The sequence below is a fragment of the Allobosea sp. 2KB_26 genome, assembly GCF_052115715.1.
Lineage (GTDB): Bacteria > Pseudomonadota > Alphaproteobacteria > Rhizobiales > Beijerinckiaceae > Allobosea.
This window is the reverse complement of the sequence record NZ_JBFRHE010000015.1, coordinates 40,359-55,936: the sequence shown is the minus strand read 5'-3', so window position 1 is coordinate 55,936 and position 15,578 is coordinate 40,359. Positions and strand designations below refer to the sequence as shown.

Below are 15,578 nucleotides of genomic sequence, written 5' to 3'. Positions count from 1 at the left end.
ATGAAGACGTCATTCATTTCGACAACGACGCTCTGGAACGCGCCGCGCGCCGGCCTGAACAAGATGCAGGCGGATCTTGCGAAGGCCACGAAGGAAATGACCAGCGGCCGAGACACTGATGTGGGGCTGCGCCTTGGATTTCGTGCCGGTGAAGCATTCTCCCTTCGCCAGGAGATGGAGCATCTTGGTTCAATCATCGACAGCAATGCGACCGTAAAGGTTCGGCTCGAAGCCTCGACTGCGGCCCTGGCTCGAGCCCGAACGTCGTCGGAGAAATTTGCGGCGACCCTCATTGCTTCGCCAGTTGGTGATCGGAATTTGCCGGTGGTCTTGCTTGAAGCGAAGAGCACGCTGGCGGGACTGGTTGGCGACCTCAATCGGGCTGTGAATGGCCAGTACATCTTCGGTGGGATCAACAGTGGGCAGCGGCCAATCGTCGAAGATGGCAGCATGCCGCCGGCGGCCGCCAAGAGCGCTATCGATGCCGCGTTCTCGGCCTTCTTCGGATTTCCTCAATCGAGCCCATCTGTCGCTTCGATCGACGAAGCCCAAATGAACGCATTCCTGGACGGCCCATACAAGGCCCTCTTCGATAACGGGCCTTGGGCTGCGACCTGGTCGAACGCCTCCAATCAATCGATCACGAGCCAGATCTCGACATCGGAAGTGATCGAGACCTCGGTCAGTGCGAACGAGAGTGCCGTCCGCCAGCTCGCGATGGGCTACTCGATGATCCTTGAACTCGGGATCTCGAATTTGGGAGCGGACGTCCGGGAAACCCTTTTGGCGCGCGCGATCAAAACGATCGGCGAAGGCGGCAGCGCTATGTCCGACCTTGAGGCGCAAATTGGTATGTCTCAGGAGAAAATCGAACATGCCAACTCGCGGATGGATATCCAAAAGGACGTCTTCAACGAGAAACTGTTCGGCTTGGAGGGCGTCGATCCACTCGAAGCCAAGACGCGCATCGATCATCTGACGACGCAGATCCAGACGTCATTTTCTTTGACCGCTCAGCTCCGCAATCTGAGTCTCATCAATTTCATTTGAGAGAGCCCCCATGAGTTTTGCCGCCTATTTTGAGATGGCCGACGATGATCCGATGGAGTGCCGAAAGCGCGAACGGGACATTTTCGACAGCGCAATCGAGAAGCTGAGGTCGATTGAGCACTGCAATTCGGTATCGGACGAGGTCGTGTCGGCAGTCGCCTACGTCCAGAAGCTCTGGATAGCACTCATTCAGGACCTCAAGACTCCCGGTAATGCCCTTTCGGACAGCCTGAAGTCGAACCTCATTTCAATCGGCATGTGGGTGGTCAATGCCACAACCACGATCGTTCGAGGCGATTTTTCGAAGCTGGAAGAGATCATCAGGATCAACACTCTGATCAGGGAGGGCTTGGAATGAAAGCGAAGATGCGATTTTCGCTGAAGCCGGGGGAGCGGATTTTCATCAACGGGGCTGTGATCTGCGTCAGTCAGAAAGTGACGCTGAGCCTGCTGAACGACGCATCGTTCCTCCTGGAATCGTACGTGATGCAGTTTGATGATGCGAACACGCCGCTCCGGCAGCTGTATTTCATCACGCAGACCATGATCATCGATCCCAGCTCTCGGTCTCAAATGAAGGCTGCGTTCCTGGAGCGCTTCGCGCTCATCGCCGGGGAGTATGCCGCGGCCGAAGAGGCACGGTCACTGCAGGCGGTCCACGATCTCGTCACCGGCGAACGCTTCTTCGATGCCCTGAAATTGCTGCGGACGATGTTCCCCATCGACGACGCGAAACGTCCGGTTGACCGCTCGGGCACTGCCCTTCGCGCCGCTTGAATTACGAGGTTTAGCAACGATGGACGTCTCTTCGATCGTCACTGGAATGTCCGCTCCGCAGCAGCGCGGCCCCACTGAAAAAGGCTCATCTGCGGTGAGCTACGACGCTTTCCTCGGCCTTCTCCTGACCCAGTTGAAGAATCAGGACCCTACAGCACCAATGGAATCGACCGATTACATGGCGCAGCTGGCGAGCTTCTCGCAGGTCGAGCAGCAGACCAAGACCAACGGCAAGCTGGATGCTCTCTTGACGTCGTCCGCGCTCTCCCAGGCTGATACCGTGATTGGTCGCACAGTGACCTCGGCCGACGGAAAGGTCACTGGTGAGGTGGCATCGGTGAAGGTCTACTCCGATGGACTCGTGGCTACGACGGTCGACGGCAAGGAGATCATTCTAAGTCCCGGCATTACGGTGAAGTAATGACCGCAGTTGATGCACTGGAGATGGTTCGGGCAGCGATCTGGACCATCATCGTCGGTGCGGGCCCCGCGGTCGTTGCAGCTATGCTTGTTGGCATAGTAATCGCCCTGGTTCAGGCCCTCACTCAGATCCAGGAGGTCACACTGACCTTCATCCCGAAGATCATTGCGATTTTGCTGGTGACGCTTGTCACCGGCACATTTGTTGGATCCCAGATCTTTTCATTTACAGAGGCAGTCTACGGAAAAATCGCTACCGGCTTTTGAGCTCCGACGTCGTCCCTTTTTCCAAGGAAGAGAGCTTCGCGCAAGCTACGTAGTCCAAGAACGATCCGAAGCATTTTTGTTTTCGGATATATTGGCATGAATTCCAATCAGGCTGCTAAATCGGATCGCGGCCGTGACATCGCATTTGCTGGCGGTGTCGTTGCGATCCTGGCGATTTTATTTCTGCCCATTCCAGCGATTCTTATCGACATGGGCCTCGCCCTTTCGATTGCCCTGTCCGTACTGATCCTGATGGTGGCGTTGTGGATCCACAAGCCACTGGAATTCTCGGCCTTCCCTGTCGTCCTACTCATTGCAACGCTATTGCGGCTCGCATTGAGTATTGCGTCCACGCGATTGATCCTCGCCGACGGGCACAAGGGGGTCGATGCAGCCGGGCATGTGATCGCGGGTTTCTCGCGGTTCGTGATGAGCGGCGACTTTGTCATTGGCATCGTGGTCTTCATCATTCTTGTGACCGTCAACTTCCTGGTCATCACGAAGGGTGCGACCCGCATTGCGGAGGTTGGAGCGCGCTTCACCCTCGACGCGATCCCCGGCAAGCAGATGGCAATTGATGCCGATTTGAACGCAGGTCTGATCGACGAGAAGGAAGCGCAGCAACGTCGCCGCGAGCTAGAGGAGGAGAGCTCGTTCTTTGGCTCGATGGACGGTGCCTCGAAATTCGTCCGTGGCGAGGCAATCGCCTCTCTCATCACGATCGCCGTCAACATTTTCGGCGGCATCATCATCGGCGTAACCCGTCATGGGATGCCTCTATCGAAGGCGGCGGATGTATTTACGCAGCTTTCAGTCGGTGACGGCCTCGTCAGCCAGATCCCGGCCCTTATCGTGTCCCTGGCAGCGGGTCTGCTGGTGTCCAAGGGGGGAACGCGGGGCCAGGCGCAGCAGGCCGTCCTCGGGCAGCTGAGCGCCTATCCGAGGGCCCTCTGGGTGGCGTCCGCACTGATGATGGTGTTCGCCATCATGCCAGGTCTTCCATTTGTGCCGTTTATGGCCCTGTCGCTCATGATGGCGTTTGTCGCCTACACGATCCCGAAGCGCATTGCGGAAGAAGCAGGACGAGTGGCTGCCCAGAAGCAGGAAGCTGACAGGGTAAAGCAGATCGAGGCGAAGGAGTCCGTGAGGGAGTCCCTGAAGACCGCCGAAATTGAGCTCTGCCTTGGCCAGCATCTGGCTTCAATGCTGAACCATTCCCGAGCGGAGTTGCCGCACCGGATTGCGAAAATGCGCCGGCGGTTTGCGCAGGATTACGGCTTCGTCGTTCCCGACATCAAGCTCTCGGACAACCCCTTGATGTCGGTGAAGAGCTACCAAATTCGGATCCACGGGACGATTGTAGCGTCGCATGAGCTGCGACCTGGCGAGGTTATGGTTCTGACGGGTGACGGCCCGGTTCCGGACGTGCCTGCTGAAGAGACGCGGGAGCCCGCTTTCGGATCAAAGGCCTATTGGGTGACGGAAGCCCTTGTCGGTGAGGTGAAGCGACAGGATTTCAAAACGGCCGACTGCAACTCAATTCTTCTCACTCACCTGAGTGAGGTAATCCGGAACAATCTCCCGCAATTCCTATCCTATCGGGACATGCGAACGCTGCTGGACCGCCTGGAGCCCGAGTACAAGCGCCTTCTGGACGATATCTGCCCCTCTCAGATTTCATATTCTGGACTGCAGGCTGTCTTGAAGCTGCTTCTGGCGGAGAGAGTTTCTATCCGCAATCTGCATCTCATCCTCGAAGCCGTCGCTGAATTTGCGCCGCATGCCAGGCGGGCGGAGCAACTCGTGGAGCACGTTCGTACCCGAATTGCCCAGCAGATATGCGGCGATCTCGCTGAAGGCGGGCCGCTCAACATCCTGCGTCTGGGAAACAAGTGGGACCTCGCCTTCCATCAGGGGCTCAAGCGTGATGCCAAGGGAGATGTGATCGAGTTCGATATCGATCCGCGCCTGATCGAGCAATTCGGCCAAGAGGCCTCAGAGGTGATCAAGCAGACATTCGTAAAGGCCAAAAAATTCGCGATCGTCACCTCTCCGGACTCCCGTCCGTATGTGCGGATGATTGTGGAGCGAATGTTCTCCTCGCTGCCAATCCTCTCGCATCTCGAGATTGCGCGGGGCGTTGAAGTGAATTCGCTAGGGGCTATCGCGTGAGCTCATATAGCTCCGATACACTTCTAACCGTATTTCTTATCTTTTGCCGTGTCGGAGCGGGAATGATGATGGCTCCTGGCTTGTCCAGTAGCCGCATCCCAATGAATGTCCGCCTCTTCCTTGCGCTCACCGTCTCTCTGGCAGTCTCTCCGCTTATCATGGGCCGCTTTGCCCAAGGTGTTGGAGCGCTGCCGCCAGCTACTCTTTTTGGTCTCATCGGGACGGAGCTTCTGACCGGGATCGTGATCGGCCTTCTAGGCCGGGTGTATTTCTTCGCTCTTCAAACGATGTCGAACGCCGCGGCCATGGCGATCGGTTTTGGAAACATCCCCGGAGCTCCCTTTGACGATTCAGAGCCCCTCCCCGCGATCACGACGATGATCATGATGGCAGCGACGGCCATGCTGTTCATGATGGACTTGCATCTTGAGCTCATCAAAGGCGTCGTCGCGTCCTATGACCAGTTGCCACCGGGCCAATGGTTCGGTCCGCGAATGTCCCTGATGCGAATTGTCGACCAATCGACCGCAGCCTTCGTCCTCGCTCTCCGGATCAGCGCGCCCTTCATCGTCTATTCGATTGTCGTCAACCTCGCGGTGGGCTTGACCAACAAGCTCACCCCGCAGATCCCCATCTTCTTCCTGGCGACGCCCTTCGTGATGATGGGGGGGCTGTTCATGGTCTATTTCTTGATCTCCGACTACCTGACGCTCTTCCTTGAAGAATTTGCCTCGTGGTCGGTTCACGGATGACCGCGAAATGAAGGATCGCATCAGGAAAATTGAGAGAATTCGGCAGGTGCAGCAGCATATGCATCGTGTCGCCGAACTCCGAATGTCGGGTCTGGAAAATTCCCGTCGGATTAATCAGAGCGAGCAACTCGATTTAATTTCCGCGTTAAATGAAGACAGCAGCTTTCAAGGGCTCTTCGTTGACGCAACGGCCAGACGCCTGAAGTCGCTGGCGCATCAGGGCGACCAGATCGCGACGGAATGTCTGGCCCAACGCACTGTGGTGATTGAACGCGGCCTGCAGCTCAAGCGAACAGAGAAAACCTGCGACCGACTGAAGGAGCAGGATCGGCGAGAAACCGAGAAGCGGGAGCTGCAGAACATACTCGAGCAGATCATTTCTCGTTCACACAAGCTTCCCGCAAGCTAGGGCGGTTACAAGCGCTGAACCGACGATAAGAGGTCACCCAGCAATGGCAATTAGCCCTCCTTCCGACATCATTGGCGATGTTGCGCGGGCTGCGGATCCGGCTCGCGTCCAGGCTGCTGCTCAGAAGCTCAGCGAAGGCGCCAGTTTGGTGGCTGGCGCAGATTTTGGCGACGCACTTAAAGACGCTGGCTTTTCAGCGCCTTCGGGTGGGTTCGATCCCTATGCCTTCCGAACCTCGCTGAAATCGAGCTCTACGCTGGGCGGATCAGCCGAACCCTACAGGAAGTTCGAGTCCTTCGTACTCCAGACGTTCATCGAAGCCATGTTGCCTAAGGACGCAGCGACAATCTACGGCAAGGGCACGGCTGGCTCGATCTGGAAATCGATGATGGCCGAGCAGCTCAGCACCCAAATTACCAAGGCCGGTGGAGTTGGAATTGCGAACCAACTTGCAGCCAAAGCCCTTTCCGCTCGCACTGATATTTAAGGAATACCAGCATGCTTACCGCTTGCCTTGACCGCCTCGAGGAGACAATCGACGCCGAGATGAAAGCTATTCAGGCCCGCGATCTCACCGTCTTGCCGGAGATGACACGGCGGAAATCGCAGTCCCTCCTGGAATTGACGCGACTTCACCGTTCGGTCCTCACTGACCACGAAAAGCACCGAGCCTTCTCTGAGCGTATGTCGCGCATGAAAGTGAAAATGGACGAAAACCTCGCCCTATTGGCACTCCAGGTGAGAGCCACGCAGGAGATCTCATCGATCATCAACCAGGCGATCGTCCAATCCCAGTCGGATGGCACGTACGAGGCGCCGGCGATGGGCGTGCGGGCCGCCACGCGATGATCCGGAACATCGCGACCGGAGCCTGGGTGTGCACCCTTGCATTGGGGGCCTGCTACATGGCGGCCTCCTATGCCGTCGGCAGCCAGTCAAAGGATGAGCAGCCTCAGCATCAGCTGATCGGGGTGCAGTACAAGAAGCTGCCAGCGGTGAATGTGCCGATTATCGCGGACGGGGCCGTTAAGGGATACATCGTCGCCCAGATGGTGTTTACGGCGGATGCGGACACGCTTCGAACCCTTTCCGTGCCGGCCGATGCGTTCATTCGTGATGAGGCGTTCCGCTACATGTATTCGGACACGCGGATCGATTTCGCGAACCTCTCCCGGTACAACGTCAATCAGATGATTGCTGACGTGCGAAGCAATGTGAACAAGCGGCTTGGCGCCGCGGTCGTGAAGGAAATCCTTCTTGAAGGGATCAACTTCGTCGACAAGGCTGATATTCGCCCGTGATCGGAGCGCGGCTAATATTCCGAAAATCGAAATAACAAAAATAATCGACGCCGCGCCCAAAATTCGCTTGACGATATTTTTCGGACCTAATATTCCTCAATTGTCGCCGGTCGGACCATCGACTGGCGCCACGCACGACGGAGCCCTTCCAGGGTTGGCATGACGCCTTCTGTCGTTCCGGAACTGAGCCCGGATATTCCATGAACAGTGAAGCGATTTACCTCGCGGCATGATGCCTTTTTCACTGGGTCGGTTGAATTCCGACATTTCCACGTCTCGTGAAAATTCAAGCTAGGAATATTTAAAATGTCGTCCATCAACACCAACATCGCTGCTATGTCGGCCCTTCAGAACCTGAAGTCGACGCAGACGGCTCTCAACAAGACGCAGGGCGAGATTTCGAGCGGCCTGCGTGTCGGCGAAGCGGCGGATAGCGCCTCTTACTGGTCGATCGGCACGAAGATGAAGTCCGACGTTACGTCGCTGGGCGCGGTGAAGGATGCGATCAGCCAGTCCAAGGCTATGATCGACACCTTCTCTTCGGCAATGGGCAAGGCACTCGATTACCTCAACAAGATGAAGACCGGCGCGATCACTGCCATGCAGCCTGGCGCCGACAAGGCCGCGATCCAGACCGAATACTCCGCTTCGGTGTCGGGTCTGAAGAGCTCTGCGGGCTCGGCTGCGTTCAACGGCCAGAACTGGCTTGCGGGCACGGCTGCCACTGTCAAACTCGTTACGTCATATGACGGCAACGCGAAGACCGTGGGCAAGCTCGACATCGACACGTCGAAGACGATCCTGTTCGCCGACGCAACGGCTGGTACCGGTGGACTGCTCGGCGCTGCTGCAGCGATCGATATTTCCACCAGCACGGACCTCGATGCGGACCTGACCGCGATCGATGCAGCGATCACCGCTGTTACGACTGCGGCTTCAATGCTCGGCGCGAACAAGGCTCTGCTGGGTGCGCAGACCGAGTTCATCCAGGTCATGTCGGACTCGCTGAACGGTGGCGTTAGCGCCTTCGTCGACGCGGATATGAACGACGCATCGACCCGTCTTCAGGCGCTGCAGACCAAGCAGCAGCTGGGCATCCAGGCGCTGTCGATCGCGAATCAGAACTCGCAGAGCATCCTGAAGCTCTTCCAGTAAGAGCCGGCCTCAGGCCTATCCAAACAAGGGCTCCGCCTCACAAAGGCGGGGCCTTCTTTCTGAGGTGGATGTTCGAATGACCGCGAGAGTTTTGACCGCCTCTATCGCCTTCCTTCTTGCCGGTTCCCCCGCCGTTGCAGGGACCGATGCCGGCTGGGCCTACACAGTGAGGGTTGGCGAGGATGGCAAGCCAACGATGGCACTTGCAGGCCTACGCAACCCAAGCGGTGAGACCTTGTGGCTCACCTGCGCCCGCTCCGTTCAGCCAGGAGCAGTTGTGCGCGCGGCGGTTTCCGGTCCGCGCTATCTCGGTGCCGGGGCGATGATCTCGAGAGCAACGGTCATCCGTTTTGATAAGGCGACGCCTTCCGTTGACTACTGGACTTATGGCGAGCGTTCAGGCCGCCTGATGGATAGTGCCAGCGCTCGTGTCTTTGTTGGACGGCTGGCGGAGTCGAGCCAGGTGGCGATCGATCTGTCGAATTACCGACTTGAGACCTCAACAGCAGTTTTCCGTCTTGATCCCGCCGAAACCAAGAATGTGATCGGCCGGTTGGACAGCGACTGCCGGCGCATTGCAGCGGCTCAATCCTAACGGGCGCGGAGATCGGGACATGATCAGCACGACAACGCGATATCAGATTCTGACGTCCAATCCGGTCCGGACGCGTTCGACGATCGAGAATGATCCGGTCGTGAAACGCGACACCGAATATTATCGGGCGAACATCGGGAAAATTAAGACGGTCGACGAGTTCATGAAGGACCACCGTCTTTTTAGCTACGCCATGAAGGCCTTTGGCTTGTCCGACATGATCTACGCGAAAGCGTTCGTCAAAAAGCTCCTGACAGAGGGGCTGGCCAAGCCCGACAGCATGGCCAACAAAATGACGAACGCGCTCTACAAGGAATTTGCAAAGGCATTCGATTTCGCCGGAAAGGGTGACAAGGCCACATCGCAGCCGGGCGCCACCACGGAGACAGTCGATCGTTACGTGCAGCAAACCCTCGAAACGAACGAGGGGAAAGAGAATGAGGGCGTACGATTGGCGCTCTATTTCAAGCGCAAGGCTTCAACGATCACGTCGCATATGGGCCTGTTGGCCGACAAGGCTGTTTTGACGTTCGTTCAGACGGCTTTCGGCATCCCGAAGGAATCCTCCGGCGCTGACCTGGATGCCCAGGTCCGTCAGCTCAAGAAGCTGATCGACGTCGAGGACCTCCAGGATCCGAAGAAGGTCGAGAAGCTGATCCAACGCTTCTCTGCCATGTGGGACATGAATAATGTGAGCGCAGCATCACTGAACCCGGTGCTCAATCTCTTCGGCGCTGGCCAGGGAGAGATCGGCTTCAGCATGGATCTCATGATGAGCATCACCAAGTTGCCGCGAGGGGGCTTCTGAACGGAGTATGCCAAACTGCTGGCCTGAGATCGTTTGAGCCTGATTCTGGACCGATCCTTATCAGGATTATTACCTGAATAATTCTCCCAGGCCGCTTCCAGTCGCGCCAACTTCTCCGCGGCTACAGGCTAGGTCTGCCCGAGCCTGCTCCAGGTGGGCGGGCCCGGTGTTCACGACGTATCGGCTGTGGCAAACGCCGCAGTCAGCCGGGCGCTCAGCGACATATGCTTTGACGGCAGGAGTCGGAATGACGACTGGTGCCCTTTGGGATAAATCCGACCTCGCTCAGTCCTATCGACCGTCAAGAGATAAGAGCGGAGAAGGCCCCGTGTGTTTCTCGAAAGGCAACTTCATCACCCACGGATACAGCGCGATAATAGGCCTCGATCGCTCCGACAGATTGCTCACCGCAGGGGCGACTGGATTGCTAAATCTGCAAGTGACTGATCCCAAATGTGCCGAACCGAGCTCCTGGCGTGCGATACCTAAAGGGTTTTGGCGGGAGCGCTAGGAGCGAACTCCGGGTACAACATCGATTGTGACTTCGCGGGTTTTTCGCGGATCGACGGGGCGCACAAAATTCCCCTCGCATGTCGTTGTGACCGGCCGGATTGCGGTCCGCTTATTGTCGACGCCAGTTAGATAATTGACCTCGTAGTACCGTTCGCCGCCAATGAATCGCGTCTGCGCGCTTTCGTAGACGTAACCCTGTGTGGAGCGAGAAACGCGTGTCACGGGTCGTGGGTCGCTTTGTTCAGCGACGACGGCCGGAACCGGATTACCGATGTACTCACTGCAAGCGAGCGCAAAGGTCTTGTCGGCTGCGCAGCCGCCCAGGAATGGTCCAGCGACAAGCGCCAGCATCAGAAAAGGCAGTTTCGCCATCGTCATCTTCATTCGCGTAGATAGGCTCTCTGGTCTCAGCCACTCACCCCCTTCGAGATGACAGATTGCCCCGCCTCTGTGAGGCGGTTCTCGAGAGAGAAGCTGATATAGACGAGCCGAGATTGGACAAGCTTGGTGAAGCCAGACGTGCTGGCATTTAGCTTCTTACCGTCCGCGACCATTTTCAGCAATTCGAGATCGGTGTCTGAAAGGGCTTCGTCGAATCTTGCGATCGCTTCGTCACCCTGTGCTGCGCGCTTGTAGCCGTGCCCTGTCTTGGAAATATCCCCCGCGGTCGCGAGTTTATTGAGCTTTGCCTTTGTTGGGCCAGCAGCCGGCGTTTGACGTCCTGTGGGTGGGGCTGCGGCATAATTTGACGGGCTCACTTTGGCTCCGACTTTGCGCCGCACAATCGGTCTTATGGTTGACAAATTATGGATAGAGAATTCGGTTAAAGGTTAATTCAATATCCCCGGGGTCGAAAATAGCGCGCAATCGAATCAGGCAACGCGGCATCGCCAATGGGGGCTGGGCAATTTTTGCCGAGTTCGGATATCTTCTGCGAAAACAAGGACACGGCAAATCGCAAGTGTTCACCGGGACAACTTGCGTTTAAACGGTACGAATTCATGAGTTCGGATCGCGTTCGGCATCGACCAAGCCGCGCTTATCTCTAGATTGACGTCGAAGTTGCGAAGTGTTTATTACGTCGATCCGTATGGTTAAGGGAGATTATGAGTCACAAAGCCGCAACACGCGACCAAATGTTCTATACCGGGGCCTAGCTTTCGATTCAGATGTGCCATTTATAGACCTGAGGCAGGCGTAGCAGCTTGTGTGGCGACAGTGAGGCACGTTGATGTTGACCCCGTCTTTCGATCGGCTCGAGGAGGCGATCGATCAGATTACGAGTGCGCTTTTGGCGCGCGATCTGGAAGGGCTCCCGACTCTGAATGCGGCGAGTGATGGTCATCTTGCGGTTCTCTTCACACAGATTTCTCGTATGAATAATGCGGGGATCCGGCTCGATGAAGTAGAGCAGGATCGCTACAACGACCTGCTCGGCAAGATGGAAGTCAACCTCGAACTCGTTCGCGAACATATGAGCGAGACTGCCCAGCTCAAGGATGTTGTGGCGGCGGCCAAGTCCTGGGACGATGTTGCTCATCTCTGCTCGGTTGTGCCGGCGATGCTCGAGGTCGCGTAAACTCGGGACTTCATCTCTAAAGCTATTTCTTGGATTGCAGCTTGCCAGTTCCTAAGGCAAAGCGAATTTATTTGTGAAAATGCCTCGTAAAATCCGGCCGCTGATCGACCCGGAATGCGGAGCTTTCGACATACGCGCGCATCACGTCAGACGCGATATATCGGTGGCCGAGGTCGAGGGCGACTTTGCCAGTCGTGTTCGACCCGGCCATGGGATCATATACGGTCTGACGAGGTTCTGTGGTCAGGGATATGATCCGTCGTGGAACCTCTTCGGGATACCGCGGGGGTGGGCGGTCACTCCGTGTTCACGGAACAGATCGCACGTCGCAAAGGGCGAAAGGTTATGCAGAGAACAGCATCTGCGCGCTCGCGTCTTCTGAAATGAATAGGAGTTGAACGGGCTTTTTGTGAACAGCGAGTCGCCGGACCTATCGTTTTAATGTTCTTTGGTAGCGCATTTGGGTCTGGTCAACGCATCTAGAAAATGTCATGAATTCGCCACTTGTCAATGGATAGGATTTGCTTGCGTCGCACGATATTCATGGCTGTTGCCACCTGATTCGCAACAAAAAGAAGACCTTCGGACCACCAGAATGAATCTAAGATTGAGCTCAGACAATGGGTCGAAGGCTGCGCCTGGCGTACGCCGTCAGCCGGCTTTCCCGGCAATAATTGTCAGAGCCGGTGGTCAAGTCACCAAAGCGACGTATCACGTCAAGTGCTCACGTTGTTCACGGACCGCGCAGAACGACGCCTCAAAAATCAGATCCGACAGCCTCGTATCAGAAAAATTCCAGAAGCGGGGTTGGATTCTCGGGAAGACGCGGGCGGCTGATGTTTGCCCGTCATGCGCAAGTGGAGATCCAACGAAGCCTGCCGATAATCAGATTATCAATAATCCGGGTGAAGTGGTGCTCTCCCTGGGACAGCTAGCGGAGCAATTATTCATGCCCGATAGAAAAGGGGATACTGGCAGGGTGGTGGTTGAGCAGCGGGGGCGTCCAATGTCCCGTGCGCGGCAACAAGCCGAGGTGGTGGCCAGTTCAATTTTCGCGCAGCCCGCGGAACGGCCGATTTTGGGCCTTGGTGGCGCCAGGTCTCCCGCTCCGCCGAATGCGGCCACGGAAGGCGCAAATCCTGCGCCTCAGCATAAGACAGCGACTTCGGTTGAAGGTCAGCGCGATTCTGGCTTCGAGCGGCGAGTTGAGGCTGTTGTCGAAAAGCTGGCAAACGGGATGTCGGCCCTAACTGGGTCGATGGAGGTTCTCGTTGAACAGATGAATAAGATGGCCACGCTGCAAGCCAGCCTGCTCAATGTGACCACCGCGACCAAGGATCAAAGCGCCGAACAGGCCAAGCTTGCCAAACTGAACAATGAGGCGATCGCGCGTTTGGCGCCGATGGTGTCGAACACAACCGATGTCATCCTGGGAAATGTTCGGGAGGCTGTCTCGGATATGCGCCAATTGGCGCAAACGGTGGCTAAGACGAAGGTTGAGACCACTCCTGGCGAGGAGCCTGCTGTGGTCGCTCGTCAAGAGCGGGATGATGTAACCGCCCATGCTGCTCCGTCTTTGCCTGACGTGGTAGGGCGAGCCGCGAGTGAGGGTGCGGCTACTCCTCAAAAGTCGAGATCCCGCAGGACGAAAGCGGAAATTGCAACAGCCCGGGCCGTTGACGAAAGGCTTGTTGCGCTGGGCTTGAAGCGCGGTCGTGGGCGTCCATCGAAGGACGCTCTCACCGACGTAGAACTCGCGGAGGTGCTCGCGAGCACGTCTCCTGAGGCAACCCTTGCGGAGATCAGGAGCCGGCGGGAAGAGGCGGCCGCGGCGGAAACGGCGAAGGCTGCTGGAGAGCCGGCGGCGCCGCTTGTTGCCCGCAAAGGTGATCGGAAGGCGACGACGGCGGAGACGGTAGCCTCGGAGGTTCAGGCCGCGCCAGAGCGGGGGAGTGATCAACCATCTACGGATCAACCTGCAGCTGAGCTGTTTGCACTCGGGGAAGAGTCGACGTCTGTGTCAGCTGACGAGTCGGCTGTTTTGACAAGGCGCCGCAGGACTAAAGCTGAAATTGAGGCTGCGGCGGCGCTGGAGGCGAAGCTTGCTTCACTTGGGCTCAAGCGTGGGCGAGGCCGTCCGGCTAGGGACGCCCTGACCGCGGAGGAGCTTGCTGAAATTGGCGCGAGCTCGCGTCCAAAGGCGACGCTCAAGGCGATTCTTGATCGCCGCGCTAAAGCTCAATACGCGGCTGTCGCGGTACCGGTCGAGTCAGCAGCAGTACCTGTCGCCAAAGTCCCGACGCCGTCCGAGGACAAGCCAAAGCACGGCTGTCCGAAGAAGAATGCTGAGGCGGCTTCTGTCTCCTCGGAGCGTTCGGCGCCTGAAGCCACGCAAGCAGTCCTTGCTCCGGCCGAGCCGGTTGCTGAAAAGCCTAAGCGTGGTCGTCCGAAGAAGAGCGTTGAGGCAGTAGCGCAGCCGGACATCGTTCCGGCCGCTCCGGTAGTCGATAAGCCTAAGCGCGGTCGTCCGAAGAATGCTGAGAGCGCTCCTGCAAGCCTGGCTAAGTCAGTCTCTCAGGTTGCTCAAATTCCCGTTGCCGCGGCGTCGGCTTCGGTGGAGGAGCCTGCGAAGAAGAAAAGGGGGCGGCCTAGGAAAGACGCTACGCCAGCTATTCAGGTGAAGGAAGCGGCGAGGCCGAAGACCACGAAAGTCGAACGGTCGAAGCCCTTGAGCGACGTGGATTGGAGCAGGGTGTCCCAATCTCATGACGTGATGGTGCTGACGATGGAAGGCATCACCACCTTCCAGATAGACCGGTCTGTATGGAATGAAGCGGGCTTTGCCGCCGAAGATAAGATCGGGGTGGAAATCAACGGCGAGGAGTTTCGCCTCTCCAAGTCGGAGACTGGTGTGAAGCCTGCGACGATCTCCAGCGCCTTCGTGGTGGTGAGCTTCTCAGGTCTGGAAGTGCCTTCACTCTGGAAAATCCAGCACGTGACAAAGGATGGGATACTCCTCTTGAAGGGTGCGAAGGCGCTTTGAACCAAAAGGGGGCGCCCGGAAGGCGCCCTTTTTTCATGGCCTGCGGCTCTTGGCCCGGTAGGAAGCAGGATCCTCAAAATGGCCTGACCAGATTCCGGTGTTGTCACGTTAACTGCTGGCCGGCGCCATGAGGCGCATTTGTCCCGGTGAGAGGCTCAGGCGGTGACGCCGGCCACGGCTTTCCAGTGCGCCATGGCGCGCAGACGATGCAGATGGGTGGTGGACCGGGGCGGGACGAACAGATTACGGGCGGCGGTGAACACGGCGACGAAGCGCTGCAGGCCTCCCGGGGTGCGGCATCATCCTTTCCGGAATCGAGATGGTCGCCATGATACACAAACGACAGGCGAGGTTTGCCTTCAATCCGGCCCCGTCCCTTGCCAAGCAATTCGCGGTCCTGGCCGCATAACGCGGCCACATCAGACGGCATCGCGCGTACCCAGGATAAATTCGCGACAGAACCTGTCGAATTTGGTCGACCAGGTGCTAGTTGTGGGACGCTGCGACGAGCTCCGCCGCTTTCTCGGCGATCATCACCGCCGGGGCATGGGTGTTGCCCGAGACGATCGTTGGCATGATCGAGGCATCGGCGATACGCAAGCCCGCGACGCCGTGCACACGCAGCTCGGGATCGACCACCGCCATCGCGTCGACGCCCATCTTGGCGGTTCCGACCGGATGGAAGATCGTCGTCGCGATGTCGCCCGCCGCCTGCGCCGACGACATCCGCCGCGCGC

At 57.6% G+C, this 15,578-nt stretch carries 19 protein-coding genes and 3 pseudogenes; 17 read left to right on the top strand and 5 right to left on the bottom strand.

Annotation, left to right across the window (positions count from 1 at the left end):
- The 14 genes from AB4099_RS28150 to AB4099_RS28085 all read left to right on the top strand — a co-directional run bounded on the left by AB4099_RS28150 (position 1) and on the right by AB4099_RS28085 (position 9,706).
- A complete protein-coding gene (locus tag AB4099_RS28150; protein WP_441480520.1) occupies positions 1-1,050 on the top strand; it encodes a flagellar hook-associated family protein in 1,050 nt (349 codons plus the stop codon).
- A gap of 10 nt (positions 1,051-1,060) precedes the next feature.
- Positions 1,061-1,408 (top strand): flagellar biosynthesis regulator FlaF, encoded by a 348-nt coding sequence (gene flaF, locus AB4099_RS28145; protein WP_441480519.1) that lies wholly within the window; start codon positions 1,061-1,063, stop codon positions 1,406-1,408.
- Positions 1,405-1,827: a flagellar biosynthesis repressor FlbT gene (gene flbT, locus AB4099_RS28140; RefSeq protein ID WP_113516752.1), complete on the top strand. Its 423-nt coding sequence runs from the start codon at positions 1,405-1,407 to the stop codon at positions 1,825-1,827. The genes flaF and flbT overlap by 4 nt, the downstream gene beginning before the upstream one ends.
- 19 nt (positions 1,828-1,846) lie before the next feature.
- A complete protein-coding gene (gene flgD / locus AB4099_RS28135) occupies positions 1,847-2,248 on the top strand; it encodes a flagellar hook assembly protein FlgD (RefSeq protein WP_441480518.1) in 402 nt (133 codons plus the stop codon).
- Positions 2,248-2,514, top strand: coding sequence for a flagellar biosynthetic protein FliQ (locus tag AB4099_RS28130; RefSeq protein ID WP_441480517.1), 267 nt, complete (start codon positions 2,248-2,250; stop codon positions 2,512-2,514). Before flgD ends, AB4099_RS28130 begins: the two co-directional genes overlap by 1 nt.
- Positions 2,515-2,610: 96 nt before the next feature.
- Positions 2,611-4,686, top strand: a complete 2,076-nt coding sequence (gene flhA, locus AB4099_RS28125) for a flagellar biosynthesis protein FlhA (RefSeq protein ID WP_441480516.1) — start codon at positions 2,611-2,613, stop codon at positions 4,684-4,686.
- Positions 4,687-4,748: 62 nt separating this feature from the next.
- A complete protein-coding gene (locus AB4099_RS28120; protein WP_441480515.1) occupies positions 4,749-5,438 on the top strand; it encodes a flagellar biosynthetic protein FliR in 690 nt (229 codons plus the stop codon).
- Positions 5,439-5,445: 7 nt separating this feature from the next.
- Positions 5,446-5,847 (top strand): hypothetical protein, encoded by a 402-nt coding sequence (locus tag AB4099_RS28115; RefSeq protein WP_441480514.1) that lies wholly within the window; start codon positions 5,446-5,448, stop codon positions 5,845-5,847.
- Between the two features lie 43 nt (positions 5,848-5,890).
- Positions 5,891-6,334, top strand: a complete 444-nt coding sequence (locus AB4099_RS28110) for a rod-binding protein (protein ID WP_441480513.1) — start codon at positions 5,891-5,893, stop codon at positions 6,332-6,334.
- 11 nt (positions 6,335-6,345) lie between these two features.
- Entirely contained in the window at positions 6,346-6,696 is a 351-nt protein-coding gene (locus AB4099_RS28105) for a flagellar protein FlgN (RefSeq protein ID WP_441480512.1), read from the top strand.
- 56 nt (positions 6,697-6,752) lie between these two features.
- Positions 6,753-7,148 (top strand): hypothetical protein, encoded by a 396-nt coding sequence (locus AB4099_RS28100; protein WP_441480511.1) that lies wholly within the window; start codon positions 6,753-6,755, stop codon positions 7,146-7,148.
- A 306-nt stretch (positions 7,149-7,454) separates the two neighbouring features.
- Entirely contained in the window at positions 7,455-8,303 is an 849-nt protein-coding gene (locus AB4099_RS28095) for a flagellin N-terminal helical domain-containing protein (RefSeq protein ID WP_113516761.1), read from the top strand.
- A 76-nt stretch (positions 8,304-8,379) separates the two neighbouring features.
- Positions 8,380-8,898: a hypothetical protein gene (locus tag AB4099_RS28090; RefSeq protein WP_441480510.1), complete on the top strand. Its 519-nt coding sequence runs from the start codon at positions 8,380-8,382 to the stop codon at positions 8,896-8,898.
- Between the two features lie 19 nt (positions 8,899-8,917).
- Positions 8,918-9,706, top strand: a complete 789-nt coding sequence (locus AB4099_RS28085) for a DUF1217 domain-containing protein (RefSeq protein WP_113516763.1) — start codon at positions 8,918-8,920, stop codon at positions 9,704-9,706.
- Positions 9,707-10,213: 507 nt separating this feature from the next.
- Here the strand turns inward: AB4099_RS28085 and AB4099_RS28080 are convergent.
- Together AB4099_RS28080 and AB4099_RS28075 are read right to left on the bottom strand one after the other, a co-directional pair.
- Positions 10,214-10,591 carry a hypothetical protein gene (locus tag AB4099_RS28080; protein WP_441480509.1) on the bottom strand — a complete coding sequence of 126 codons (378 nt, stop codon included), beginning with the start codon at positions 10,589-10,591 and terminating at the stop codon, positions 10,214-10,216.
- Positions 10,592-10,626: 35 nt separating this feature from the next.
- The gene (locus tag AB4099_RS28075) at positions 10,627-10,977 is read right to left on the bottom strand and encodes a hypothetical protein (RefSeq protein WP_441480508.1); all 351 of its coding nucleotides are present in this window, start codon (positions 10,975-10,977) and stop codon (positions 10,627-10,629) included.
- Between the two features lie 473 nt (positions 10,978-11,450).
- On the opposite strand from AB4099_RS28075, the gene AB4099_RS28070 reads away from it, so the two are divergent.
- Positions 11,451-11,798, top strand: a complete 348-nt coding sequence (locus tag AB4099_RS28070) for a hypothetical protein (protein WP_441480507.1) — start codon at positions 11,451-11,453, stop codon at positions 11,796-11,798.
- A gap of 67 nt (positions 11,799-11,865) precedes the next feature.
- On the opposite strand, the gene AB4099_RS28065 is transcribed toward AB4099_RS28070, so the two are convergent.
- Positions 11,866-12,045 carry a DNA methyltransferase gene (locus tag AB4099_RS28065; protein WP_441480581.1) on the bottom strand — a complete coding sequence of 60 codons (180 nt, stop codon included), beginning with the start codon at positions 12,043-12,045 and terminating at the stop codon, positions 11,866-11,868.
- Positions 12,046-12,258: 213 nt separating this feature from the next.
- On the opposite strand from AB4099_RS28065, the gene AB4099_RS28060 reads away from it, so the two are divergent.
- Positions 12,259-14,841, top strand: a complete 2,583-nt coding sequence (locus AB4099_RS28060) for a hypothetical protein (protein ID WP_441480506.1) — start codon at positions 12,259-12,261, stop codon at positions 14,839-14,841.
- Between the two features lie 155 nt (positions 14,842-14,996).
- Here AB4099_RS28060 and AB4099_RS28055 read toward each other — a convergent pair.
- A pseudogene (locus AB4099_RS28055) lies at positions 14,997-15,137 on the bottom strand (IS6 family transposase); the annotation flags it as partial.
- A 2-nt stretch (positions 15,138-15,139) separates the two neighbouring features.
- On the opposite strand from AB4099_RS28055, the pseudogene AB4099_RS28050 reads away from it, so the two are divergent.
- Positions 15,140-15,250 (top strand): annotated as a pseudogene (locus AB4099_RS28050) (IS6 family transposase); the annotation flags it as partial.
- 77 nt (positions 15,251-15,327) lie between these two features.
- On the opposite strand, the pseudogene AB4099_RS28045 reads toward AB4099_RS28050, so the two are convergent.
- Positions 15,328-15,549, bottom strand: a pseudogene (locus AB4099_RS28045) (GMC oxidoreductase); the annotation flags it as partial.
- Positions 15,550-15,578 lie beyond the last annotated feature (29 nt).